Consider the following 22842-nt stretch of genomic DNA (forward strand, 5'->3'; position numbering starts at 1 on the left):
ATGTCAGACACCACGCCCGAAACCCGCTCCGTCCGCCTGCTGCGCGTGGGCGAACAGGTCCGCCACATCCTGTCCGAAATCCTCGCGCGCGGCGACGTGCATGACGAGGTGCTGGAAAAGCATCTCGTGTCGGTCACCGAAGTCCGCATGTCGCCCGACCTGCGCCACGCGACGGTGTTCGTGAAGCCGTTCCTCGGCAAGGACGAACAGGTGGTGCTGAAGGCGCTGCGCACCAACACCGCCTATCTCCAGTCGGAGGTCGCGCGGCGGGTGAACCTGAAATATGCCGCCAAGCTGAAGTTCCTGATCGACGAGAGCTTCGACGAAGGCACCCGCATCGACCAGCTGCTGCGCGATCCCAAGGTCGCCCGCGACCTGACGCCGGGCGATGACGAGGGCGGGGCCGAGGACTGAGTGGCCAAGCTCTATTTCTATTATGCGTCGATGAACGCGGGTAAGTCGACGACGCTGCTGCAGGCCGATTTCAACTATCGCGAACGCGGGCTGACGACGATGCTGTTCACCGCCGCGATCGACACGCGCGAGGGGGCGGGGACCATTGGCTCGCGCATCGGCCTGTCCGCGCCGGCGACGCCGTTCGATGCGGACACCGACCTGCTCGAAAGCGTCGCCGCCCAGCATCGCCAGCACGCGGTCGGCTGCGTGCTGGTCGACGAGGCGCAGTTCCTGTCGGCGGCCCAGGTCGATCAGCTGGCACAGGTCGCGGACGATCTCGGCGTGCCGGTCCTCGCCTACGGCCTGCGTACGGATTTTCAGGGGGCGCTGTTCCCCGGCTCCGCGCGCCTGCTGGCGATCGCCGACGCGCTGATCGAACTCAAATCGGTCTGCACCTGCGGTCGCAAGGCGACGATGAACCTGCGCGTCGACAGCGAAGGCCGTGCCGTCCGCGATGGCCAACAGACCGAGATCGGCGGCAACGACCGCTATGTCGCGCTGTGCCGTCGTCATTTCTGTGAAGCGATGCACTGATGCACGGCTGGATCATCATCGACAAACCCTTGGGTCCCGGCTCGACCCAAATCGTCTCGGCGGTGAAGCGGGCGCTGCGCGAGGGCGGCTATGGCAAGCACAAGGTTGGCCATGGCGGCACGCTCGATCCGCTGGCGACGGGCGTGCTGCCGGTCGCGATCGGCGAGGCGACCAAGCTCGCCGGGCGGATGCTGGACGCGTCGAAGCGCTACGACTTCACCATCCGCTTCGGCGCGCAGACCGACACGCTCGACCTCGAAGGCAAGGTGATCGCCGAGTCGCCGGTGCGGCCGACATTTGCCGCCGTCGAAGCGGCCCTGGCGCGGTTCACCGGGCCGATCGAACAGGTCCCGCCGGCCTATTCCGCGCTGAAGGTCGATGGCGAACGCGCCTATGACCTCGCGCGCAAGGGGGAAGAGGTCGTCCTCGCGATTCGCAAGGTGACGGTACTCGACCTCAAGTTCCTCCCCGGGACGGGGAGGGGGACCATGCGCAGCATGGTGGAGGGGGGCGTCCGCGAACGTTCCGCTGCTGGTGGCCCCCCTCCACCCCCGGCTGCGCCGGCGGTCCCCCTCCCCGCCAGCGGGGAGGAGCTTGAGGAAATCACCCTGTCAGCCTTCGTCTCCAAGGGCACGTACATCCGCTCCCTCGCCCGAGACATCGCGCTGGCGCTCGGCACGGTCGGCCATGTCACCATGCTCCGCCGGACGAAAGCCGGGCCGTTCACGCTCGAATCGGCCATTTCGCTGGACAAACTGGCGGAATTGGGTAAGGGCCACGCGCTTGAAGAAACGCTCCTGCCACTGGGGGCGGGGCTGGACGACATCCCGGCTCTGTCCCTCGATCCCGATCAGGCAGGGCGGCTCCGCAAGGGGCTTCGACTGATCGGGTTTGCAGCGGACGACGGTCTGGGCTTCGCGACACTGGACGATGTGCCGGTGGCGCTGGTCGAGACCGAAGGCGGGGAAACCCGTGTCGTCCGCGGCTTCAACCTCGAATAGAAAGGACGACGATGTCGATCACTGCAGAAAACCGTCAGGCCCTCATCAAGGAACATGCCCGCGCCGAAGGCGATACCGGCAGCCCCGAAGTGCAGGTCGCGATCCTGACCACCCGCATCCAGAACCTGACCGAGCATTTCAAGACCCATGCGAAGGACAATCATTCGCGTCGCGGTCTGCTGATGCTGGTCAACAAGCGGCGTTCGCTGCTCGACTATCTGAAGAAGAAGGACGCGGAGCGCTACAGCGCGCTGATCGCGAAGCTCGGCCTTCGGAAGTGACAGGAAGGGCGGTCCGACGGGCCGCCCTTTTTCCATGTGGGACGGCACAAACTCCGTCACCCAATTCCCCGCAAAACGGGGTATAGGCTTTGTGACCGGATCGCTCCGGCCAAGCCGTCCCGCCGCAATCCGGCGATGCGGGACACCGGGCCGACACGGCCTGATCCAAGGGGTGGAGGTTCCACCCAAGCTGCCCCGGCGCGCATAGGGCCGCCGGACGCGAAGGAAACGCAATGTTCGATATCAAGAAAAGCACCATGGACCTGGGCGGCAAGACGCTGACCCTCGAAACGGGCCGCGTGGCGCGTCAGGCCGACGGCGCGGTCATCGCGACGCTCGGCGAAACCGTGGTGCTGTGCGCGGTCACCGCCGCACGCTCGGTCAAGGAAGGCCAGGACTTCTTCCCGCTGACCGTCCACTATCAGGAAAAATATTCGGCTGCGGGTCGCATCCCCGGCGGCTTCTTCAAGCGCGAACGCGGCGCGACCGAGAAGGAAACGCTGGTCAGCCGCCTGATCGACCGCCCGATCCGCCCGCTGTTCCCCGAAGGCTTCTACAACGAAATCAACGTTATCGCCCAGGTGCTGAGCTATGACGGCGAGAACGAGCCGGACATCGTCGCGATGATCGCGGCGTCGGCGGCGCTCACGATTTCGGGCGTGCCGTTCATGGGTCCGATCGGCGCGGCGCGCGTCGGCTACCAGAATGGCGAATATATCCTGAACCCGACGCTGGATCAGGTGAAGGAAGGCGACCTCGATCTCGTCGTCGCCGCCACCGGCGACGCCGTGATGATGGTCGAATCCGAAGCCAAGGAGCTGTCGGAAGAGGTCATGCTGGGTGCCGTCGTCTTCGCGCACGACGCGTCGAAGAAGATCGTCGACTGTATCATCGACCTCGCCGAACAGGCTGCCAAGGACCCGTGGGAACTGGCGCCCGTCGCCGACCAGTCGGCCGCGAAGAAGAAGCTCAAGACGCTGATCGGCAAGGACCTGACGGCGGCCTACAAGCTGACCGACAAGCAGGCCCGCCAGAACGCGATCAACGACGCCCGCACTAAGGCGCGCGACGCCTTCGCCGACCTCAAGGAAAGCGATCCCGCCCAATATCTCGGCACGCTCAAGCTCGTGAAGAAGCTGGAAGCCGAGATCGTCCGCACCGCCATCCTGAAGGAAGGCCGCCGCATCGACGGTCGCGATACCAAGACGGTCCGTCCGATCGAGGCGATGGTCCACTTCCTGCCGCGCGCGCATGGTTCGGCGCTGTTCACCCGTGGCGAGACGCAGGCGATCTGCACCACGACGCTGGGCACCAAGGACGCCGAGCAGATGATCGACGGGCTGAACGGCCTGCACTATGAACGCTTCATGCTGCACTATAACTTCCCGCCCTATTCGGTCGGTGAAGTCGGCCGCTTCGGTGCGCCGGGCCGCCGCGAAGTCGGTCACGGCAAGCTGGCATGGCGCGCGCTGAACCCGGTGCTGCCGTCGAAGGAAGAATTCCCCTACACCATCCGCGTCCTGTCGGACATCACCGAGTCGAACGGCTCGTCGTCGATGGCGACGGTCTGCGGCGGTTCGCTGTCGATGATGGATGCGGGCGTGCCGCTGAAGCGTCCGGTGTCGGGCATCGCCATGGGCCTGATCCTCGAAGGCAAGGACTATGCGGTCATCAGCGACATCCTGGGCGACGAGGATCACCTCGGCGACATGGATTTCAAGGTGGCGGGCACCAGCGCGGGCATCACCTCGCTCCAGATGGACATCAAGATCGCCGGTATCACCGAAGAGATCATGAAGGTCGCACTGGCGCAGGCCAATGAAGGCCGCGCGCACATCCTCGGCGAAATGGCCAAGGCGCTGGGCGAGACCCGCACCGAGCTGTCGGCCCACGCGCCGCGCATCGAGACCTTCACCATCGACAAGTCGAAGATCCGCGAAGTGATCGGTACCGGCGGCAAGGTGATCCGCGAGATCGTCGCCACCACCGGCGCCAAGGTCGACATCGATGACGAGGGCGTCATCAAGGTGTCGTCGTCCGATCCGGCGCAGATCGAAGCCGCCGTCAACTGGATCAAGGGTCTGGTCGAAGAGGCCGAGGTCGGCAAGATCTACAACGGCAAGGTCGTCAACCTCGTCGATTTCGGTGCGTTCGTGAACTTCATGGGCGGCAAGGACGGTCTCGTCCACGTCAGCGAAATCCGCAACGAGCGGGTCGAGAAGGTCGCCGACGTCCTGTCGGAGGGCCAGGAAGTGAAGGTCAAGGTCCTCGAAGTCGATCCGCGCGGCAAGGTGCGCCTGTCGATGCGCGTCGTCGATCAGGAAACCGGTGCCGAGCTGGAAGACACCCGTCCGGCGCGCGAACCGCGCGAAGGCGGCGACCGTGGCCCGCGCGGTCCGCGTCGTGACGGCGGCGACCGTGGTCCCCGCGGCGAAGGCGGCGATCGCGGTCCGCGTCGCGACGGCGGCGATCGTGGCCCGCGCCGCGACCGTGGCGACCGTCCGCGTCGCGAGGAATCGAAGGACGATGGCGGCAATGCCGGCCTGCCGTCGTTCATCACCGACAACTGATCGGCACGCTCCGGCGTGAAGGGAAGGGGCTCGCGGCGACGCGGGCCCCTTTTTTGTTTGTTCGTCGGGCCGGAACAAGCCGAGGCGTCCGCGAAGACCCTATTCCGCTTGCTCCAGACGTCATCCCAGCGAAGGCTGGGATCTCCCGGTTACAGCGCGCGGCAGGAACCGCTTGAGGCCCCAGCCTTCGCTGGGGCGACGGCTTCCCGGTCAGATCGGTCAGGCGACCGGGTGCCGAGGGCACAGCCTCTCTGCCGCCATCCGTTCGCCCGCCCCACAAATCGGCTTGCCAATCGGCCCGCGCCGGTGCCTGATGCGCCAAACGATAGGGGGGAGGCTTCGATGAAGCGGTGGCTGGCGTGCGTCCTTGCAGCGACCCTGACCGTCCCGGCCCATGCCCAGCTGACCGCGCCGGTCCGCAATGGTGACACCACGATCACCGTCACCGGCACCCGTCCGCGCACCGGCGACGCCAGGCCCGAACCGAGCGACTGGCGCATGGCCGAAACGCCGCATGTCGTGGTGTTCAGCAAGGGCGCCGAGGCCGAACTGCGCGCGACCGCGCATAACCTCGAAAAGCTGCACTTCCTGCTGACCGCGCTGCTCGGTCGCACGGGTCAGGGCGACGACACGATCAAGGTCGCGGTGACGATGATCGAGGATGCCGGCGGGTTTGAACAGCTGCGTCTGACCGATCTGCGCTGGCAATATGGCCCGTACCCGCTCGAGTTCGCCAAGACGATCTATTATGATCCGCGCGCCGAAGGATCGGTGATCGGGACGACCGAGACTGCCCTCAACCTTGTGCTGCGTCCCTCGACCGGTCGCCCGACCAGCCGCAATTGCGATCCGGACGACGACAGCCCGCTATGGCGCAATTTCCCGGTGTCTCGGGCGACCAGTCCGGACGCTCCACCCGATTCGGCCGAATATCTCTCGCAATTCTCGGTCAACGAGATCGCCATCTGCCAATCGGCCCAGTCGCGCCTCTACGCCGCGTTCGCGCAAAACTATCTGATGACCTATTTCCCCGCCGCCTATCCGCGCTGGTTCCTGCAGGGGTTTGGCGAGATGTTCGGGACGATGGTCGTCGGCAACGGATCGGTCGATTATGGCCGCCGCCCCGACGGCTTCTTCAAGGTCATGGAACGGTTCGGCGACTATCCCGTCCGCGACGTGCTGAACGGCCGCTATCTGACCGGCAAGGGGCGGGCATGGACCCCCTATCACGCCTGGCGGATGGTTCATTTCCTCTATTTTTCCGACAGCTGGAAGCCGCGGCTGCAGCGCTATCTGGCGGAGATTGCCAAGGGGACCGACCCGCAGGCCGCCGCCGCGGCGCTCGGCGATCCCGGTGAATTGCAGCGCGCGGTGATGATCCATCGCGGCAGCAAGTCGCCGTTCGACCGGCTTACCTTTCCCGCCGACCGCGCACCCGAACCGACCGTTCGCCGCCTGACCCGTGCCGAGGCGGGGCTGATCCGCGGCAGGCTGGAACTCGGCGCCCGGATCGAGGTGCCGGAGGCCACGCGCGACCGGACGGCTGCGCTGACCCGGCGAAGCGCATGGCTCGATCGGCTGCGGGGCAACGCGACGCGCTTCCCCGACCTCATCGAGAACCAGCTGCTGCTGGCCGAGGCCGAATGCCGCAGCGACAATGCCGATGCGTGTCTTGCCGCTGCCGACCGGGCACTGGCCAAGGCCCCGTCCGACATCGGCGCGCTGGTGTGGAAGGGGACGGCGCTGACCCGGCTGGCACTGCGCGCGCCCGCCGCCGACCGCAGGCAGCGGCTGGCCGAGGCGCGCAGCTTCATCGTCCGCGCCAACCGCCTCGATCCGGAGGCGATCCTGCCGCTGATCGCCTATCACGACAGCTTCGTCGTGGCGGGAGAGCCGGCATCGGAGGCGGCGGTCGGTGGCCTGTACAAGGTCGTGCAGGCGGCCCCCGCAGCACCTGCGCCCCGCCTGACACTGGGCCGCGACCTGATCGCGCGCGATCTGCGCGCGGACGCGGTCGCTACGCTGCTGCCAGTGGCGAAGGGCGCGTTCGACACGCCCGAACAGCCGGCGGCCGCCGCGTTGCTGGCGACGACGGAACCGACGGGGCGGTAGACCGGCCGGTCAACCCGTCCTAGATTCCGGCATACCAGTCATAGTCGGCGACATCCTCCCAGAAGCCGCCCTTGCCGCCGGCGATCCCGCCCAGCGACGCCACCGCCTCAATCCGCTCGACATATTTGGCGTGCTTGTACCCCAGCTGCCGCTCGACCCGCAGGCGCAGCGGCGCGCCATTGGGCACTCCCAGCAACCGGTCGTTCAGCGCCCACGCCAGGATCGTCTGCGGGTGGAAGGCATCGACCAGATCGATCGATTCATAATAAGGCCGCCCGCCGATCGCATCGGCGCAGTGGAACACCAGATAGCGTGCGTCGGCACGCAGTCCGGCGAGATCGAGCAGCCGCGACAGCCTTGGCCCGGTCCATTTGCCGATCGCGCTCCACCCCTCGACGCAATCGTGCCGCGTGATCTGCTGGCGCGACGGCATCGACCGGATCTGGTCGAGCCGCAGCGACAGCGGCCGCGCGACCAGCCCGTCGATCGTCACCCGCCAGTCGGCGAAGCGGTTCGCGACATGGGCGTTGTAATCGGGCGTGTTCGGATTGTTGGTCCCGTTCGCCCGAAAGATCGGGGAGCGTTGTTCGGGGCGATATTCGACCGCCAGCGCGTCGCGCGCGGTGATCGCGCGCTGCAACCCGCGATGGACATCCTCCGCCCCGCCCAAGAGCGTCTGCGCAGCCGGCAGCTGCGCTACCTTGTCGCACGCGGCGACCAGCCCGCCGGCCCCCACGACCAGCGCCGAGCGGCGCGAGATCAGCCGGCTCATTCGGGCACCCGCCAGCGACCGGTAATCATCGAGCGCACCTCGTTAACCGCACCGGCAAGGATCACCAGCACCAGATGGACGATCACGAACAGCGTGATGCCGCTCGCCGCGAGGAAATGGATCGACCGCGCCGACTGCCGCCCGCCCAGCAGCTCCAGCGCCCACGGGAACGCCGCGTTCAGCCCCGGCGACATGGTGATGCCGGTCAGGATGACCAGCGGCAACAGCCCGAAGATCACCAGCACGTAGCTCAGCTTCTGCAACACGTTGTAATCGCCCGGTGCCTCCGGGTCATGGAAGCGGAAGGCAAGGTGCGCGCGGATATCGGCGATCAGATGCCGCCGCGACAAGTCGCGCCGCCGGATGCGAAGATCGCGCTGGAAATGCCGGTTCAGCAGGCTGGCGATCATATAGGCCAGCAGCCCGAACCCCAGCACCAGCGCAAAGGTCAGGTGCCAGTTGCGGGCGAGCGCGAGGTTGTAGTTTTGCGGGATCGTCACCCATCCCGGGAACCGGTCGAACGTCAGCCAAGCCGAATCGAAATTCGCGCCATAGCGGCCCCAATAGAGCCGGGGATGTGCGTTCAGGATCATCAGCCCGCTGCCGATCAGGATGATGATCGCGACCGCATTGACCCAGTGCCACAGCCGGGTGGCCAGCGCATGGCGCTTGATGGTTCGCGACGTCATGGCGTCATCCTATGCCGCGATGCGCGCGGTGCGAAGGGGCGTTGCACCCCGCGTCCATATCGTGCGTTGGGGAACCCCATGACCGACTTCCATTCCTATGCCCCGGCCGACGGCCATCGCCTGCCCCATGATCCCTTCAATGCGATCGTCGCCCCGCGTCCGATCGGCTGGATTTCCAGCCTGTCGCGCGAGGGGAAACGCAATCTCGCGCCGTACAGTTTCTTCAATGCCTTCAACTATCGCCCGCCGATCATCGGCTTCGCCTCGACCGGGGCGAAGGACACGCTGGCCAACGCGCGCGATACGCAAGAATTCGTCTGGAACCTCGCGACCCGGCAGCAGGCGGAGGCGATGAACGCGACCTCGGCGATGACCGACGAGGATGAGTTCAAGCTCGCCGGCCTCGACACGCTGCCCTCAACCCAGGTGAAGCCGCCGCGCGTCGCCGGATCACCGGTCCAGTTCGAATGCCGCACGACCCAGATCGTCCGGCTGACCGATCACCAGGGCGGCGATATCGACACGTGGCTGGTGCTGGGGGAGGTGGTGCAGGTCCATATCGACCCGGCGCTGCTCGACGACGGCGTGTATCGCACCCAACGCGCCCACCCCATCCTGCGCGGTGGCGGGGCGGGGGATTATTTCGAGCTGGGCGACCGCTTCGACATGCGCCGCCCGGCCTAGGCCTGATCGACATTCAGCGCCAATCGTGGATTTCGTCATTCCCGCGCAGGCGGGAATCCATAGACGCTGCCGCTTCGGCTGGATTCGCGAGGTCAGCGCATATGGACTCCCGCCTGCGCGGGAGTGACGATGGGGATTGCAGCAGTCGTCCAATGCGCTGAATGTCGATCGATCCTAGCCGTAGGCGCGGACGAAAAACACCAACGTGACGCTGAACGTCACCAGCAGCGTCCAAGCGCGAATCTGCCCGGGCGTCAGCCGTACGCCCAGTTTCGCGCCCAGCCATCCGCCGACGATCCCGCCTAGGATCATCGGGATACACGCCGCCCACGCGACCATCCCGGTCGCCACGAACACGATCGCCGCCGCGCTGTTGGCGGTGGCCAGCATCAGCGTGCGCGGCGCCGCCATCGACTTCACGCTCTGCCCGGCGAGCAGGCCATAGGTCGCGGTGACCATCATCCCCACGCCCCCGCCGAAATAGCCGCCATAGATGCCCAGCAGCACCTGTGCCACGACCAGCGTCGCCGGACCGATCGTCACCCGGTCGTGCAGCCAGTCCGCCGCCCGCCGCCCGAACGCGATGGCCAGGAACGCGATCAGCAACAGCCACGGCACGATCACGTCGAACAGCGTGCTGGGCGTCCACACCAGCAACAGGCTGCCGAGCAGGCCGGAGGCGAAGGTGATGCTGGCCAGTACCCGGATCGGTATCCCGCCCAGCGGCCCCAGCCCCCGGCGAAATGCCCAGGCGCTGGCGATCGCGCCCGGCTGCAACGCGACGTTGGAGGTCGCATTGGCGATCGATCCGGGCAGGCCCAGCGCGATCAGCGCGGGCATCGTCGCGAACGTGCCGCCCCCGGCCAGCGCATTCATCGCACCGCCGAGGACGCCGGCACCCGCAGCAAGGGCAAGGGAGGTCGTATCGAGCATGGTCGCGCTAGATACTATCGCCGACACGCTGTCGAGAGGGGCGGTACCCGCGCCGGCATTGCCGGATTACCGCCATTTCATCTTTGCCGAAGGGGGCCGAACCACCCCGGATTAAACCTTCGTCATCTTGGATCGCAGGCGAAACGGTATCCGATTTCGTGCGCTTGATGGGCCTCTGACAGAGAGGAGATGGCATCATGCAGAAGCTGGTTTTCGCGATCGTCGGTACCCTTGGCATCCTGGGCAGCGGTGCGGCGTCGGCGGCACCCCAGGCGAAGAAGCCGTGGGTGACCGAAGCGGCGCAGATACCCGGCCGCGCCGGCACCGAACGCACCGTCGCGGTCATCAAGAGCGGCAAGAACCTCGAAACCGTGACGTGCCGCGACTTCAACCTGCTCGACGAATCGTTCCAGCCGGAAGCGATCCGCACCGCCGCCAATTACGGGCCGAAGGGCAAGCCGCACCCGACCGTCACGATCGCGGGTGTGGAAACGATCCGGCCGATGGTGGTGGCCAGCTGCAAGGCGCGGCCGGGCGACCATTTCACCGCCTCGGTCGATGCCGCGCTGAAGCATCGCGGATGACGATACGCGGCCCGGCGGCATCCGGCCGCCGGGCCGCGTCGTTCAGGCCGCCGCCGCTTCCGCCGCTTCCCGGTCGCGCTCGGCGCGGCTCTTCTTTTCGGCCGCGGTCTTCAGCTGGCCGCACGCCGCGCCGATATCCTGCCCGCGCGTGCGGCGGACGGGGGCGGAGATGCCGCCCTCGAACACGATATCGCTGAACGCGCGGATGCGCTCGGGCGTCGAGCATTCGTACGGCGCACCCGGCCACGGGTTGAACGGGATCAGGTTGACCTTGGCCGGCAGCTGATATTTGCGCAACAGCCGCACCAGTTCGCGCGCATCGTCGTCGCTGTCGTTCTTGTCCTTCAGCATCACATATTCGAACGTGATCCGCCGGGCATTGTTGGCGCCGGGATAGTCGGCACAGGCCTGCAACAGCTCCTCGATGCCGTATTTCCGGTTCAGCGGCACGATCTCGTCGCGCACCTCCTTGGTCACCGCATGGAGCGACACGGCGAGGTTCACGCCGATCTCCTCGCCCGCCCGCGCCATCATCGGCACCACGCCCGACGTGCTGAGCGTGATCCGCCGCTTGGACAATGCCAGCCCGTCGCCGTCCATCACGACGCCCAGCGCGTCGCGCACCGAATCGAAATTGTACAGCGGCTCGCCCATGCCCATCATCACGATGTTGGTGAGCATCCGCCCCTCGGGCTGGCTCGGCCATTCGCCCAGCGAATCGCGCGCCAGCATCACCTGGCCCACGATCTCGCCGGCGGTCAGGTTGCGCACCAGCCGCATCGTGCCGGTGTGGCAGAAGGTGCAGTTGAGCGTGCAGCCGACCTGGCTGGACACGCACAACGTCCCCCGATCGGCGTCGGGGATGAACACCATCTCGTAATCCTGCCCGTCGGGCGAGGTGAGCAGCCATTTGCGCGTGCCGTCGGTCGACACATGCGCTTCCTTCACGTCCGGCCGCCCGATGACGAAGTGCTTTTCCAGCACCGGATGCTGCGCCTTGGCGATATCGGTCATCGCGGCGAACTCGGTCGCGCCGCGATTATAGATCCAGTGCCACAATTGCTTGGACCGCAGCTTGGCCTGACGCGCATCGAAGCCGGCGGCTTCCAATGCCGCACGAATCTCGGGCTTGGACAGGCCGACCAGATCGGTGCGGCCATCGGGACGCGGAGCAAGCCCGCGCGGCACGGGCACGGGATCGACATGGCCGGGAATCGGCATGGGCGGCGTCGAGACTGTCAGCATCGGCGGGATATAGCCGATTTCGGGCGGGATTTCCACTGGCAGCAATACCTGCTCCACCAACCGTCATCCCCGCGCAGGCGGGGATCCATACACGCAGCAGTAGCGACTCCGGCACGAACGTCAGCGGCAATGGATTCCCGCCTTCGCGGGAATGACGAGACCGGCCCTTACAAACACCCCAACGCCGCCGCGTCGATCGCGGTCGCCGCCCCCGACAGCGCGTAGACATCGACGAACGCCGCGCCGTTCGTGCCCACGCTCTCGATACTCATCGACCGTCCGCCGCGCATCGCCGCGACGATCGCGCGGTCGGTGGCGGCGTCGGGGCTCCACGCATCGATCCGCCCGGCGGTGAGCGCGAACCGCCGCTCACCGATCGCCAGCACGACGCCGGCACGCGCCGCTTTCGGTCGGCTGAGCCGCACATGCAGCTGCCCGCGCACGCCCGCACCCGGCCAGGTCGCGACGCTGGCGAAGGGCGCGCCGGTCCTGCCCTCCACCGGGCGGCTGATCGCATAGCAGCGCGTCGGTCCCTCGTCGCGAAACGCGCCCCAGCGCTGGTGGATACCGATCGCCTGCGGTGCCGCCACCGCCAGCAGCAGCGCGATCAAGCGGGGGCGGCGAGCGAGGCCCGCCCCCGGCCGACATGCGGCACGCGCTCGCGCCCGCCCTTGATCAGGGCGATCGACCCCTGCGGCAGATCGTCGGCGACCGGCGCGTCGAAACGGGGATCGACCGGGGCGCCGGTCAGCACGCCGCGCAGCACCCGGCTGGACATGCCGTGCATGATGACCAGCCGGTCGCCGGGATCGTCCGCCGTATCCGCCGCCCAGCTGCCGACCCGCGCGGCGATCGCGTCATACCATTCGCCGCCCGGTGCCGGACGCCGGTACAGTCGCGCCTCGACGTCGAGGAAATCGGCATCCGCCCCGGTCAGCTCGCGATAATAGCGGCCCGACCATTCGCCCATGCCGATCTCGACCAGCCGGTCGTCGCGCCGCGCCGCGTGCCAGTCCAGCTCCAGATGCTCGGCGATGATCGCCAGCGTCTGCAATGCGCGTCCCGCGCTCGACGCCCAGAGAGTCAGTTTCGGCTTCGCGCCCAGCAGCTCGCGCAGCGCCGCGCCCATCGCGTCGGCCTGGGCAAAACCGGCGCGGGTCAGCGGCGTGTGCAGGTGATCGCCCTGCATCCGCTGCGCGATGTTGTAGACGGTTTCGCCATGCCGGGCGATGAAGTCGCGGCCTTGGCGGGTGGCGAGGGGCTGGGTCGTCATGGTCCTGCTTTCAAGCCGGTGTTGCGCAATTGCAACGAATTTCGCTGTTTAGGTGAGGTTCATGCAACGCCCGGCCAAAACGTCCATTGAACCTCCGCGCCCTGAACATGGGCGGTGACAATGGAGTTTCGAGTATGCGTACCCTCATCCTTGGTCTTGCCGCTGCCGGCACGATGCTGGCGACCCCTGCCTTCGCGCAGGACGTGAACCCCGCCTTCACCGGTTTCCGCGTCGGCGCGCTGGCCGGCTATGACGGTATCCGTCCGGGCAGCACGCAGGACAGCGACCTCGACGGCGATAACCAGACTGTCAACGGCATGGTCTACGGTGTCGACGCCGGCTACGACTTTGCGCTCAGCAACTTCCTGATCGGTGTCGAGGGCGAATATACCGGCTCGACCGGCAAGGTGGAAACCGCGCGCACCGACCCGAACTTCTTCGGCTTCGGCAGCGTGAAGACCGGCCGCGACCTTTATGTCGGCGCGCGCGCCGGCCTGCTCGCCGGCCCGGAAACGCTGGTTTATGTGAAGGGCGGCTACACCAATGCCCGGCTGAACGTCGTCGCCAGCGACGGCAGCGTCGATACGCGCCAGAACTACGAACTGAACGGCTACCGCCTGGGTGCCGGCGTCGAGCAGTCGCTCGGTACGCGCGCCTATGCCAAGCTCGAATATCGCTATTCGAACTACAACAACGCCGATTTCCAGTTCCGTGACGGTGCCACGACGTCGAAGTTCGACATCGACACCGACCGTCACCAGGTCGTCGCCGGCGTCGGCATCCGGTTCTGATGTTTCGGCGGGAACGCGCGTGAGGGCGCGTTCCCGCAGGCGGTGCCGGCCCGCTCCCCCACCCCGCCACCTACGCAAGTATCCTGAATGGGTGGCGGGGTGGGGGAGCGGGCCGGCACCGCAATCCAACAGCGCGTTAACCATGTGCTAACGACTTGGGCGCGAGGAAGGTCGGAGCAGCTTGCTCCGGCCTTTCTTTGCGTTAGACAGGCTGCATTGGATTCTGAGAGGCTCCGGCCGAGTCCGCCGGACCTCGACTACGATGCGCATCCGCGCGGGGGAACATCATGAAGGCGACGATCGAACGCGCGACCCTGTTGAAGGGCCTCAGCCACGTCCAGTCGGTGGTCGAGCGGCGCAATACCATCCCGATCCTGTCGAACGTCCTGATCGAGGCGGGCGAATCGAGCATCCGCCTGATGGCGACCGATCTCGACCTGCAGATCGACGAAACCATCGCCGCAGCGATCGACCAGCCGGGCGCGATCACCGTGTCGGCCCACACCCTGTTCGACATCGCGCGCAAGCTGCCCGACGGCGCGCAGGTGCAGCTGACCGCCGCCGAAGGTCGCCTGACCATCGTCGCCGGCCGCGCGCGCTTCAACCTGTCGACGCTGCCGCGCGACGATTTCCCGGTGATTGCCGAAGGCGAACTGCCGACCCAGTTCGAACTGCCCGCGACCACGCTGAAGGCGATCATCGACAAGACCCGCTTCGCGATCTCGACCGAGGAAACGCGCTATTATCTCAACGGCATCTTCCTGCATGTCGCCGACGATAACGGGAAGCCGGTGCTGAAGGCCGCCGCAACCGACGGCCACCGCCTGGCTCGCATGACGGTCGAACGGCCCGAAGGCGCGGACAAGATGCCCGACGTCATCGTGCCGCGCAAATGCGTCGCCGAACTGCGCAAGCTTCTGGACGAGGTCGACGGATCGGTCGGCGTGTCGCTGTCGGGCAGCAAGATCCGCTTCGACCTGGGACAGGCGATCCTGACCAGCAAGCTGATCGACGGCACCTTCCCCGATTATTCGCGCGTCATCCCGACCGCGAACGACAAGCTGTTGAAGCTCGATCCGAAGAGCTTCATGGCCGGTGTCGACCGCGTGTCGACCATTGCCACCGAAAAGACCCGCGCGGTCAAGATGGCGCTCGACCGCGACAAGATCACCCTGTCGGTCACCAGCCCCGAAAACGGCGCGGCGGCGGAGGAAGTGCCCGGCGAATATACCGCGCTGCCGTTCGAGATCGGCTTCAACAGCCGCTATCTGCTCGATATCCTCGGCCAGATCGACAGCGACCTGTGCGAAGTCCACCTCTCGGACGCCGCCGCGCCGACGCTGATCCGCGAGAGCGACGCCTCGCCCGCGCTTTATGTCCTGATGCCGATGCGGGTGTGACGACCCTAGCTTGCCGCCAACGCGTCACCCCAGCGAAGGCTGGGGTCTCCCGGGGATAGCGCGCTGCCTGACCGCGGGAGATTCCAGCCTTCGCTGGAATGACGTTCGCGGTGATCGGGCGGTTCGGGTGGCTGCATACCCCATTTACTCCCCGCGCCCGTCCGCTATTTATCGGTAGACGATAAACGCGAAGGAATTGCCGTGAAACTGGTCCGGGGTTTGTGGAAGCTGCTGGTCGGGATCAAGGATGGCCTCGTCCTGATCCTGATGCTGTTGTTCTTCGGGGCCCTGTTCGCGGCACTGTCGGCCAAGCCCAACACCCGCATCACCGATGGCGCGCTCGTCCTCGACCTGTCGGGATCGATCGTCGAACAGCCGGCCGAGGCCGATCCGGTCGCGCTGTTGAGCGGTCAGTCGGCGGCAAAGGAACTGCGCCTGCGCGACGTGGTTCGCGCGCTCGACACCGCGAAGGACGATGCGCGGGTCAAGGCGGTGGTCCTCGACATGGACAAGTTCGCCGGCGGCTATCCTGCGGCGCTGGCCGAGGTCGGCGACGCCGTCGCCCGCGTGCGTGCCAGCGGCAAGCCGGTGCTGGCCTATGCCACGCTCTACACCGATGGCGGCTATCGCATCGCCGCCAATGCCAGCGAAATCTGGGAAAATCCGTTCGGCGGCACGATGTTTCGCGGCCCCGGCGGCCCGCAGCTCTATTACAAGGGCCTGATCGACAAGCTGGGCGTCAACGCGCATGTCTACCGCGTCGGACAGTTCAAGTCGGCGGTCGAACCCTTCACCCGCGCCGACCAGTCCGAACCCGCCCGCGCCGCCAATCAGGCGCTGTACGGCGCGATCTTCGACCAGTGGCGCGCCGGCGTGCAGAAGGCGCGGCCCAAGGCGCAGCTCGACGCCTTCCTCACCCGTCCCGAAGCGGTGATCCAGGCGGCGGGCGGCGACGTCGCGCAGGCCAATCTGAAGAGCGGCCTCGTCGACCAGCTCGGCGACCGCATCGCCTTCGGCAAGCGCGTCGCGGCGCTGGCGGGCGAGGAGAAGGGCAAGGCGGCGGGCAGCTTCCGCACGATCAGCTATGCCAACTGGCTGGCGGCGAATCCGGTCTCGACCTCGGGCGATGCGGTCGGCGTCATCACCGTCGCCGGCACGATCGTCGATGGCGAGGCGAAGCCGGGCACGGCGGGCGGCGACACCATCGCCAAGCTGCTGCTCGACGGCCTCGCCACCAGGAATCTGAAGGCGCTGGTCGTCCGCGTCGATTCGCCGGGCGGCTCGGTCTTGGCGTCCGAACGCATCCGCCAGGCGATCCTGCAGGCGAAGAACGTGTCCAAGATCCCGGTCGTCGTATCGATGGGCGGGCTTGCCGCGTCGGGCGGCTATTGGGTGTCGACGCCGGGCGACGTGATCTTCGCCGAACCCAACACCATTACCGGGTCGATCGGCGTGTTCGGCGTCATCCCGACCTTCGAGAATACCCTGTCCAAGATCGGCGTGTCGGCCGACGGCGTCGGCACCACGCCCTTGAGCGGCCAGCCCGACGTGCTGCGCGGCACCAATGGGGCATTCGACACGATCATGCAGAGCGGCGTCGAGCATATCTATGCCCGCTTCACCGGCCTCGTCGCCCAGTCGCGCGGCCTGCCGCAGGCGCGCGTCGACCAGATCGGGCAGGGCCGGGTGTGGGACGGCGGCACCGCGCGTCAGCTTAAACTGGTCGACCGTTTCGGCAATCTCGGCGATGCCGTCGCCGAAGCCGCGCGCCGTGCCAAGCTCGACCCCGCCAATGTGCAGACCGTCTATCTCGAAAAGGAACCCTCGGCGCTGGACAAGGCGCTGAAGGGCTTTGCCGACCGGCAACGCGGCGAAACGCCGGACCAGGCGGCGACCGACCTGCTCGGCCGCGCCGCGATCGAACAGCGCAGCCTATTGGCGCAGGCGCTGGGCGATGCGCGGCGGATGCTGACGACCCCTGCCGGCGTGCAGGCGCGCTGCCTCGAATGCGCCGGGCTGGGGCCGGTGGCGACGTCGGCGGAGGATGCATCGCTCTTCGACCTGATCGTCGCGCGGTGGTTCGCATGATCGCGATCCGCCCCGCCCGGCCGGAAGACGCCGCCGCCATCGCCGCAATCTATGCCCCCTATGTGCTGGGCGGCACCGTCTCGTTCGAAACCGAGGCCCCCGACGCCCGCGTGATCCGCCACCGGATGGCGCAGAGCGACGGTTATTATCCCTGGCTGGTCGCGACCACCGGCGAAGCGGATGGCGACGCGGTGCTGGGCTATGCCTATGCGACGAGGTTCCGCGACCGCCCGGCATACCGCTATGTCGTCGAAACCTCGATCTACATGGCGGGCGGTGCGCAGCAGAAGGGCACCGGCCGCCTGCTCTACGAGGCGCTGGTCGATACGCTCCGCGCGCAGGGCTTTACCCAGGCGATCGGGGTGCTGTCCCTGCCCAACGACGCGTCGATCACGCTGCACGAGGCGGTCGGCTTCCGCCGCGCGGGGGTGTATCGCGAGATCGGTTTCAAGCAGGGCCGCTGGATCGATGTCGGCTTCTGGCAATGCCAGCTGAACGACAGCGCCGTGTCACCGAGGGAGCCGAAGCCATTCAGCGAGACCGGGGTGGTGCGGGGGTAATCTATCCCCGAACAATTCCGTTCGGTTCGAGCAGCTTCGAGCCTGTCGAGAAGCGTCTGTCGAGAACACCCTGTTCGGGGCACCCCCTTCTCGACTACGGTTCTCGACAGGCTCGAACCTGCGCTCGAAGCAAACGGATGTGGGAAAAGGGAGGTAGGCAACCCCTACCGCTTCCCCCGATACGCCGGCAGCGCGATCCGAAACCGGATCGCCGCCCCGCGCAGCGCGAACCCCGCCGCCGCCGCAGGCAGCGCCGCGACGAACGGCGGCAGCCCGCACGCCACCAGCACGACATGCAGCCCCGCCGACAGCGCCGCCGCCGTCACATACAGCTCCGGCCGCATCAGGATCGACGGCACGCCGGCCAGCACGTCGCGCAAGATGCCGCCGACGCAGGCGGTCAGCACCCCCATCATGCCGGCCTGGAGCGGCGGCACGCCATAGCTCAACGCCTTGGCCGCGCCGAACACCGCATAGGCTGCCAGCCCGGCGGCATCGAGCCAGTCGAGCGCCTTGTCCCGCCACCAATGTTCGGGCGTGATCCACACCAGCCCCGCCACCCCGACACAGATCGCCGCGACCGGCGACCCATGGACCCAGAATACCGGCGCACCGATCAGCAGGTCGCGCACCGTCCCGCCGCCGACCCCGGTGATGAGCGCGAAGAAGGCGGCGGTCACGAAGGTCTGCGCGGCGCGCGTCGCCGCCAGCGCGCCCGACGCGGCGAACACCGCGATACCGATCATGTCGAGCGCGCCGAGCATCTGCCCCAGCGCCTGCGGAGAGGGAACCATCGCCCCTCGCTATCGTACCTTTCGTATCTGATCCAGCAATGCCGGTTCGAAGCGGCCGGTACCGCTTCCACCCCGGCGGAACGGACTCTACACGACAGGCGCGGGGGCATTGCCGCGCCCCCCGTCGATCGGGCAATAGGAATATCATGCGTCGTCTGACCCCCGCCGCCACCCTCGTCACCGTCCTCCTCGCCGCGCTGGCGGGCATCGTCGATGCGCTGGCGTTCAGTGGCCTTGGCGGGTTCTTCGCCTCGTTCATGTCGGGCAACTCGACGCGGTTCGGCGTCGGCCTCGGCCATGGCTGGACCGGCGCGTCCGCCACCGCCGCCGCGCTGGTCCTGTCGTTCGTCGCCGGCGCGATGTTCGGCACCATCGCCGGCGCGGCGGCGGCCGAGCGGCTGGGGCAGGCGCGGCGGGCGGAGGCGGTGATGGGCCTCGTCACCATCCTCCTCGCGCTCGGCGCGGCGCTGGCGACCTTCGCGCCGCTGACCCTCGCCATGCTGCTGCTCGCCGCCGCGATGGGGGCGCAGAACGGCGTCGTCGCCCCCGATGGAGAGGTGCGGGTCGGCCTCACCTACATGACCGGCACGCTGGTCCGCATCGGCCAGCGACTGGCCCGCCGCCTGATGGGCGACCGCACCGGCCCGGGGCCGCGCCGCGACCTGCTGTTGTGGCTGGGCTTCGTCGCCGGGGTCACGATCGGCGCGGTCGGGTGGAACTGGCTGGGGCTGGCGGCCTTGTGGGTCGTCGCGGCACTGGCGGCGGCGCTGACGATGCTGGTGGCGCGGGTCGCGTGGGAGTGAGGGCAAGCCCCTTCACCGCCAACGTCATCCCAGCGAACGCTGGGATCTCCCCGTAACGGAGCGCGCGCCCGGCCGCAGGAGACCCCAGCCTTCGCTGGGGTGACGGCGCTTATCGATCGTCCGTCGCGACGTCCGGCCGCGGCTCCTCTCCCCGAACCTCCTCCACCGGCAACAACGCCCGCACTTCCCCCACGAATCGCACCACCGAAATCGGCTTGGTCACGTACGCATTGGCCCCCGCCGCGCGCACCCGGTCCTCGTCGTCGCGCCCCGAATAGGCAGTGACCGCCATGATCGGCACGGTGCGCAGCCGCGCGTCGGCCTTCAGCATCTGGATCAGCTCCAGCCCCGTCATATGCGGCAACTGGATGTCGGTAATGATGAGGTCCGGCAGGAACGCCCGCGCGCGGGCCACCGCCTCGCGCCCGTCGCGCACCGGTTCGGTTTCGAAGCCATGCGCGCGCAACAGGTCGCAGAACAGCTTCAGGTTCAGTTCGTTGTCCTCGACAACGAGTACCCTTTTTGCCACGCGCTTTGCATCCCGTTGGAAGTTCGAAAGGCTGTCTAGGCGATGCGCAGGCCGGAAACAAATGAAGACGCGGCGACGCTGGGGCTGAACGCGCTGGTCTGGGTGATCGGCGACGATACCCGCCGCGACCGGTTCCTCGCGCTGACCGGAATCGATCCGGCCGAACTGCGCGCGCGGGCGGGCGATCCCGGCTTCCTCGCGCAACTGCTCGGCCATCTGGAGGGTTACGAACCCGATCTCATCGCCTGTGCCGAGGCACTGGCCGTGACCCCGACCGCGCTGGTCCGGGCGCGGGCCGAACTGGAGCGTGCATGAAACCCCTGCTCATTACCGATTGCGACGAAGTCCTGCTGCACATGGTCCGCCATTTCGGGACGTGGCTGGGCGAGGAACACGCCATCGCCTTCGACATGGCGGGCGGCGATTTCGCCAGTGCGATGACCCGTGCCGATGGCACCGTGCTGGAACGCGAGGAGATGTGGGGGATGCTCGACGGCTTCTTCCCCGCCCAGATGGGCCGCCAGACCCTCGTGCCGCACGCGCGCGAGGCACTGGCCGCGCTGGCGGAGCAGGCCGATATCGTCGTCCTGACCAATTTGCAGGACCATTGCCGTACCCACCGCATCAACCAGCTGGCAGAGCACGGCATCGTCCACCGCGTCGAATGCAACCAGGGGGGCAAGGGACCGCCGGTCGCCCGGCTGCTCGCGGAATACGACCCCAGCGTCGCGGTGTTCGTCGACGACCTCGCCGTCCATCACCAATCGGTTGCGGAAAGCGCGCAGGGCGTCTTCCGGCTGCACATGATCTCCGAACCCGACCTTGCCGTCCATGTGCCGCCGGCACCCGCCGCCCATGCCCGCATCGACGACTGGATCGCGGCACAGGCATGGATCGAGGCCCGCTTTGCCGAGGGGCAGCCGGCGAAGGCTTGACCCGATCCGCTATCCACGAGAGGAACGTCCCATGGCTTATGATATCCCCGCAAAGCTGGCCGAACGCGGCCTGTCGCTCCCCGTCGCCGCCGCTCCGGTCGCGGCCTATGTCCCCGCGGTAGAGGCCGGCGGCCTGCTGCACCTGTCGGGCCAGCTGCCGTTCGAGGACGGCAATCTGATGACCGGCCGCGCCGGCGAGGACCGTGACCTCGCCTATGCGACGTCGGCGGCGCAGAAGTGCGCGCTGATGATCCTGGCACAGGCCGAAAAGGCGCTGGGCAGCCTCGACCGGATCGAGCGCGTCGTGAAGCTCGGCGTGTTCGTCAACTCGGCCGGCAGCTTCACCGACCAGCCGAAGGTCGCCAACGGCGCGTCGGAACTGATGGTCGATCTGTTCGGCGACGCCGGCCGCCACGCCCGCAGCGCGGTCGGCGTGCCGGTCCTGCCGCTGGGTGCTGTCGTGGAGATCGACGCGATCCTCGCCATCCGCGCCTGATCCCCGGCCACATCCTGCCCGGTACGTCATCCCAGCGAAGGCTGGAATCTTCCGGTAATGAAGCGCGCACCTCGCCGCGGGAAACCCCCGCCTCCGCCGGGGTGACCGCGTATCGAAGGTCCAGCCAGGCACACCCGCTGTTGCGCCCCTGCAACAGCGGGTGTGTCGTATCCGGCCCCCACGCAATTTCCATTGTGCGGCGCGGCACGTTTGGACATATTCGATCGCAGAGGGCCAGACCGCCCGGACCGGAAAGGTCCACCGAATCGCGGCGACCCTCGACGCAGGAGAATCACCACGGAACCTAGAAAGGGTTTACGATGCGATTCTCGATCATTCTTCCGGCCGCGATCCTCGCCGCCACCACCGCCATGCCCGCCTTCGCGCAGGATACCGCGCCGCCCGAACCGATCACGATCAGCGGCAGCGCGACCGTCGCGTCCGACTATCGCTTCCGTGGCGTGTCGCAGACCGACAAGAACGTCGCGGTACAGGGCGGCATCACCATCGCCCATGACAGCGGCCTCTATATCGGCACCTGGGGGTCGAACCTCGCCGGCTGGGGCACCTTCGGCGGCGCGAACCTCGAACTCGACCTGATCGCCGGCTACAAGAAGACGTTCGGCACCGCGACGGTCGATGCCGGCGTCACCTGGTACACCTATCCGGGCGGCTTCGACGAAACCGACGTGGTCGAATTCTATGGCAAGCTGTCGGGCACCGCCGGCCCCGCCACGCTGACCGCCGGCGTGTTCTACGCGCCCAAGCAGACCTCGCTCAGCTACGCCACCGCCTCGGCCACGCCGTTCATCGCCGGCGACGGCCGCCGCGAAGACAATATCTACCTGTCGGGCGATGCCGCCGCCGGCGTGCCCAACACCCCGGTCACGCTGAAGGCGCATATCGGCTATTCGGACGGCAATCCCGGCCTCGGCCCCAACGGCACCAGCATGGCGCCGACCGGCAATTACTGGGACTGGTCGCTCGGCACCGACTTCACCTACAAGAACCTGACGCTCGGCGTCGCCTATATCGACACCGACCTGTCGAAGAGCGACATCACCTATCTCCAGCCGAACTTCAGCAAGTCGACCAACGGCAGCCCGATCGCGGCCAGCACGGTCGTGGTATCGCTGACCGCGGCGTTCTGATCAGGGAGGGGAGCAGGCGACAGGTGCCTGCTTCCCCGCTCTGACCCTTGCGCCTTTCCACAAGCGTCACCCCAGCGCAGGCTGGGGTCTCCTGCGGCTCCTGCCGCACGCTATCAGCGGGAGACCCCAGCCTGCGCTGGGGTGACGTGCGTGGCGGGTAG

General features: G+C 67.4%; 24 protein-coding genes and 1 pseudogene. 17 read left to right on the forward strand and 8 right to left on the reverse strand.

Features of this window, described 5'->3' with window-relative positions:
* The 6 genes from rbfA (at position 1) to MF609_RS03890 (ending at position 6954) form a co-directional block, all read left to right on the forward strand.
* Positions 1–414, forward strand: a complete 414-nt coding sequence (gene rbfA, locus MF609_RS03865; RefSeq protein ID WP_277991011.1) for a 30S ribosome-binding factor RbfA — start codon at positions 1–3, stop codon at positions 412–414.
* Positions 415–990 (forward strand): thymidine kinase, encoded by a 576-nt coding sequence (locus MF609_RS03870; RefSeq protein WP_242414968.1) that lies wholly within the window; start codon positions 415–417, stop codon positions 988–990.
* The gene (truB, locus tag MF609_RS03875) at positions 990–1991 is read left to right on the forward strand and encodes a tRNA pseudouridine(55) synthase TruB (RefSeq protein ID WP_242414969.1); all 1002 of its coding nucleotides are present in this window, start codon (positions 990–992) and stop codon (positions 1989–1991) included. Before MF609_RS03870 ends, truB begins: the two co-directional genes overlap by 1 nt.
* Before the next feature lie 11 nt (positions 1992–2002).
* On the forward strand, positions 2003–2272 hold the full coding sequence (gene rpsO / locus MF609_RS03880; protein ID WP_056455357.1) for a 30S ribosomal protein S15: 270 nt from the start codon (positions 2003–2005) through the stop codon (positions 2270–2272).
* Positions 2273–2505: 233 nt separating this feature from the next.
* Positions 2506–4842 carry a polyribonucleotide nucleotidyltransferase gene (gene pnp / locus MF609_RS03885; RefSeq protein WP_242414970.1) on the forward strand — a complete coding sequence of 779 codons (2337 nt, stop codon included), beginning with the start codon at positions 2506–2508 and terminating at the stop codon, positions 4840–4842.
* A gap of 342 nt (positions 4843–5184) precedes the next feature.
* Positions 5185–6954 (forward strand): hypothetical protein, encoded by a 1770-nt coding sequence (locus MF609_RS03890; protein WP_242414971.1) that lies wholly within the window; start codon positions 5185–5187, stop codon positions 6952–6954.
* A 19-nt stretch (positions 6955–6973) separates the two neighbouring features.
* Here the strand turns inward: MF609_RS03890 and MF609_RS03895 are convergent, their stop codons facing one another.
* Complete coding sequence (locus MF609_RS03895; RefSeq protein WP_242414972.1) at positions 6974–7726, reverse strand: molybdopterin-dependent oxidoreductase; 753 nt, start codon at positions 7724–7726, stop codon at positions 6974–6976.
* Complete coding sequence (locus MF609_RS03900) at positions 7723–8415, reverse strand: cytochrome b/b6 domain-containing protein (protein ID WP_242414973.1); 693 nt, start codon at positions 8413–8415, stop codon at positions 7723–7725. Before MF609_RS03900 ends, MF609_RS03895 begins: the two co-directional genes overlap by 4 nt.
* 78 nt (positions 8416–8493) lie before the next feature.
* Here MF609_RS03900 and MF609_RS03905 point away from each other — a divergent pair, with 78 nt between their 5' ends.
* Positions 8494–9099: a flavin reductase family protein gene (locus tag MF609_RS03905; RefSeq protein WP_242414974.1), complete on the forward strand. Its 606-nt coding sequence runs from the start codon at positions 8494–8496 to the stop codon at positions 9097–9099.
* A 174-nt stretch (positions 9100–9273) separates the two neighbouring features.
* Here the strand turns inward: MF609_RS03905 and MF609_RS03910 are convergent, their stop codons facing one another.
* Complete coding sequence (locus MF609_RS03910; protein ID WP_242414975.1) at positions 9274–10032, reverse strand: sulfite exporter TauE/SafE family protein; 759 nt, start codon at positions 10030–10032, stop codon at positions 9274–9276.
* A 197-nt stretch (positions 10033–10229) separates the two neighbouring features.
* On the opposite strand from MF609_RS03910, the gene MF609_RS03915 reads away from it, so the two are divergent.
* A complete protein-coding gene (locus MF609_RS03915; RefSeq protein ID WP_242414976.1) occupies positions 10230–10616 on the forward strand; it encodes an HdeA/HdeB family chaperone in 387 nt (128 codons plus the stop codon).
* 42 nt (positions 10617–10658) lie between these two features.
* On the opposite strand, the gene rlmN is transcribed toward MF609_RS03915, so the two are convergent.
* The 3 genes from rlmN to MF609_RS03930 form a co-directional block, all read right to left on the reverse strand.
* Positions 10659–11837: a dual-specificity RNA methyltransferase RlmN gene (rlmN, locus tag MF609_RS03920; RefSeq protein WP_242415180.1), complete on the reverse strand. Its 1179-nt coding sequence runs from the start codon at positions 11835–11837 to the stop codon at positions 10659–10661.
* A 191-nt stretch (positions 11838–12028) separates the two neighbouring features.
* Entirely contained in the window at positions 12029–12472 is a 444-nt protein-coding gene (locus MF609_RS03925; RefSeq protein ID WP_242414977.1) for a hypothetical protein, read from the reverse strand.
* Positions 12469–13134: a histidine phosphatase family protein gene (locus MF609_RS03930; protein ID WP_242414978.1), complete on the reverse strand. Its 666-nt coding sequence runs from the start codon at positions 13132–13134 to the stop codon at positions 12469–12471. Before MF609_RS03930 ends, MF609_RS03925 begins: the two co-directional genes overlap by 4 nt.
* 134 nt (positions 13135–13268) lie before the next feature.
* Between MF609_RS03930 and MF609_RS03935 the strand changes: the two genes are divergently transcribed.
* The 4 genes from MF609_RS03935 (at position 13269) to MF609_RS03950 (ending at position 17973) form a co-directional block, all read left to right on the forward strand.
* Positions 13269–13925, forward strand: coding sequence for an outer membrane protein (locus MF609_RS03935; protein ID WP_242414979.1), 657 nt, complete (start codon positions 13269–13271; stop codon positions 13923–13925).
* A gap of 287 nt (positions 13926–14212) precedes the next feature.
* A complete protein-coding gene (gene dnaN, locus MF609_RS03940) occupies positions 14213–15325 on the forward strand; it encodes a DNA polymerase III subunit beta (RefSeq protein WP_066692368.1) in 1113 nt (370 codons plus the stop codon).
* Positions 15326–15526: 201 nt separating this feature from the next.
* Positions 15527–17413 (forward strand): signal peptide peptidase SppA, encoded by a 1887-nt coding sequence (gene sppA, locus MF609_RS03945; protein WP_242414980.1) that lies wholly within the window; start codon positions 15527–15529, stop codon positions 17411–17413.
* The gene (locus tag MF609_RS03950) at positions 17410–17973 is read left to right on the forward strand and encodes a GNAT family N-acetyltransferase (protein ID WP_242414981.1); all 564 of its coding nucleotides are present in this window, start codon (positions 17410–17412) and stop codon (positions 17971–17973) included. The genes sppA and MF609_RS03950 overlap by 4 nt, the downstream gene beginning before the upstream one ends.
* 164 nt (positions 17974–18137) lie before the next feature.
* On the opposite strand, the gene MF609_RS03955 is transcribed toward MF609_RS03950, so the two are convergent.
* Complete coding sequence (locus MF609_RS03955; protein WP_242414982.1) at positions 18138–18767, reverse strand: trimeric intracellular cation channel family protein; 630 nt, start codon at positions 18765–18767, stop codon at positions 18138–18140.
* A 146-nt stretch (positions 18768–18913) separates the two neighbouring features.
* On the opposite strand from MF609_RS03955, the gene MF609_RS03960 reads away from it, so the two are divergent.
* Positions 18914–19570, forward strand: a complete 657-nt coding sequence (locus tag MF609_RS03960; protein WP_242414983.1) for a YoaK family protein — start codon at positions 18914–18916, stop codon at positions 19568–19570.
* Positions 19571–19739: 169 nt separating this feature from the next.
* Here the strand turns inward: MF609_RS03960 and MF609_RS03965 are convergent.
* A pseudogene (locus MF609_RS03965) lies at positions 19740–20099 on the reverse strand (response regulator); the annotation flags it as partial.
* A gap of 42 nt (positions 20100–20141) precedes the next feature.
* On the opposite strand from MF609_RS03965, the gene MF609_RS03970 reads away from it, so the two are divergent.
* The 4 genes from MF609_RS03970 to MF609_RS03985 all read left to right on the forward strand — a co-directional run bounded on the left by MF609_RS03970 (position 20142) and on the right by MF609_RS03985 (position 22681).
* Complete coding sequence (locus MF609_RS03970; RefSeq protein ID WP_242414985.1) at positions 20142–20414, forward strand: DUF3572 domain-containing protein; 273 nt, start codon at positions 20142–20144, stop codon at positions 20412–20414.
* The gene (locus tag MF609_RS03975) at positions 20411–21034 is read left to right on the forward strand and encodes an HAD family hydrolase (protein ID WP_242414986.1); all 624 of its coding nucleotides are present in this window, start codon (positions 20411–20413) and stop codon (positions 21032–21034) included. Before MF609_RS03970 ends, MF609_RS03975 begins: the two co-directional genes overlap by 4 nt.
* Positions 21035–21065: 31 nt before the next feature.
* Entirely contained in the window at positions 21066–21530 is a 465-nt protein-coding gene (locus MF609_RS03980) for a RidA family protein (protein ID WP_242414987.1), read from the forward strand.
* Positions 21531–21850: 320 nt separating this feature from the next.
* The gene (locus tag MF609_RS03985) at positions 21851–22681 is read left to right on the forward strand and encodes a TorF family putative porin (protein ID WP_242414988.1); all 831 of its coding nucleotides are present in this window, start codon (positions 21851–21853) and stop codon (positions 22679–22681) included.
* Positions 22682–22842: the final 161 nt, after the last annotated feature.

Origin of the sequence: Sphingomonas panni (genome assembly GCF_022664435.1) — a bacterium.
Taxonomy (GTDB): Bacteria; Pseudomonadota; Alphaproteobacteria; order Sphingomonadales; family Sphingomonadaceae; genus Sphingomonas; species Sphingomonas panni.

What these genes read in the sequence shown, in the direction of transcription:
- MF609_RS03895 (WP_242414972.1), bottom strand. Translation starts at nt 7,726, where the DNA reads ATGAGCCGGCTGATCTCGCGCCGCTCGGCGCTGGTCGTGGGGGCCGGC.
- MF609_RS03930 (WP_242414978.1), bottom strand. Translation starts at nt 13,134, where the DNA reads ATGACGACCCAGCCCCTCGCCACCCGCCAAGGCCGCGACTTCATCGCC.
- rlmN (WP_242415180.1), bottom strand. Translation starts at nt 11,837, where the DNA reads ATGCCGATTCCCGGCCATGTCGATCCCGTGCCCGTGCCGCGCGGGCTT.
- MF609_RS03905 (WP_242414974.1), top strand. Translation starts at nt 8,494, where the DNA reads ATGACCGACTTCCATTCCTATGCCCCGGCCGACGGCCATCGCCTGCCC.
- MF609_RS03935 (WP_242414979.1), top strand. Translation starts at nt 13,269, where the DNA reads ATGCGTACCCTCATCCTTGGTCTTGCCGCTGCCGGCACGATGCTGGCG.
- truB (WP_242414969.1), top strand. Translation starts at nt 990, where the DNA reads ATGCACGGCTGGATCATCATCGACAAACCCTTGGGTCCCGGCTCGACC.
- MF609_RS03910 (WP_242414975.1), bottom strand. Translation starts at nt 10,032, where the DNA reads ATGCTCGATACGACCTCCCTTGCCCTTGCTGCGGGTGCCGGCGTCCTC.
- MF609_RS03960 (WP_242414983.1), top strand. Translation starts at nt 18,914, where the DNA reads ATGCGTCGTCTGACCCCCGCCGCCACCCTCGTCACCGTCCTCCTCGCC.
- MF609_RS03915 (WP_242414976.1), top strand. Translation starts at nt 10,230, where the DNA reads ATGCAGAAGCTGGTTTTCGCGATCGTCGGTACCCTTGGCATCCTGGGC.
- MF609_RS03950 (WP_242414981.1), top strand. Translation starts at nt 17,410, where the DNA reads ATGATCGCGATCCGCCCCGCCCGGCCGGAAGACGCCGCCGCCATCGCC.
- MF609_RS03890 (WP_242414971.1), top strand. Translation starts at nt 5,185, where the DNA reads ATGAAGCGGTGGCTGGCGTGCGTCCTTGCAGCGACCCTGACCGTCCCG.
- MF609_RS03985 (WP_242414988.1), top strand. Translation starts at nt 21,851, where the DNA reads ATGCGATTCTCGATCATTCTTCCGGCCGCGATCCTCGCCGCCACCACC.
- MF609_RS03975 (WP_242414986.1), top strand. Translation starts at nt 20,411, where the DNA reads ATGAAACCCCTGCTCATTACCGATTGCGACGAAGTCCTGCTGCACATG.
- MF609_RS03970 (WP_242414985.1), top strand. Translation starts at nt 20,142, where the DNA reads ATGCGCAGGCCGGAAACAAATGAAGACGCGGCGACGCTGGGGCTGAAC.
- MF609_RS03980 (WP_242414987.1), top strand. Translation starts at nt 21,066, where the DNA reads ATGGCTTATGATATCCCCGCAAAGCTGGCCGAACGCGGCCTGTCGCTC.
- rpsO (WP_056455357.1), top strand. Translation starts at nt 2,003, where the DNA reads ATGTCGATCACTGCAGAAAACCGTCAGGCCCTCATCAAGGAACATGCC.
- pnp (WP_242414970.1), top strand. Translation starts at nt 2,506, where the DNA reads ATGTTCGATATCAAGAAAAGCACCATGGACCTGGGCGGCAAGACGCTG.
- MF609_RS03900 (WP_242414973.1), bottom strand. Translation starts at nt 8,415, where the DNA reads ATGACGTCGCGAACCATCAAGCGCCATGCGCTGGCCACCCGGCTGTGG.
- MF609_RS03955 (WP_242414982.1), bottom strand. Translation starts at nt 18,767, where the DNA reads ATGGTTCCCTCTCCGCAGGCGCTGGGGCAGATGCTCGGCGCGCTCGAC.
- dnaN (WP_066692368.1), top strand. Translation starts at nt 14,213, where the DNA reads ATGAAGGCGACGATCGAACGCGCGACCCTGTTGAAGGGCCTCAGCCAC.
- rbfA (WP_277991011.1), top strand. Translation starts at nt 1, where the DNA reads ATGTCAGACACCACGCCCGAAACCCGCTCCGTCCGCCTGCTGCGCGTG.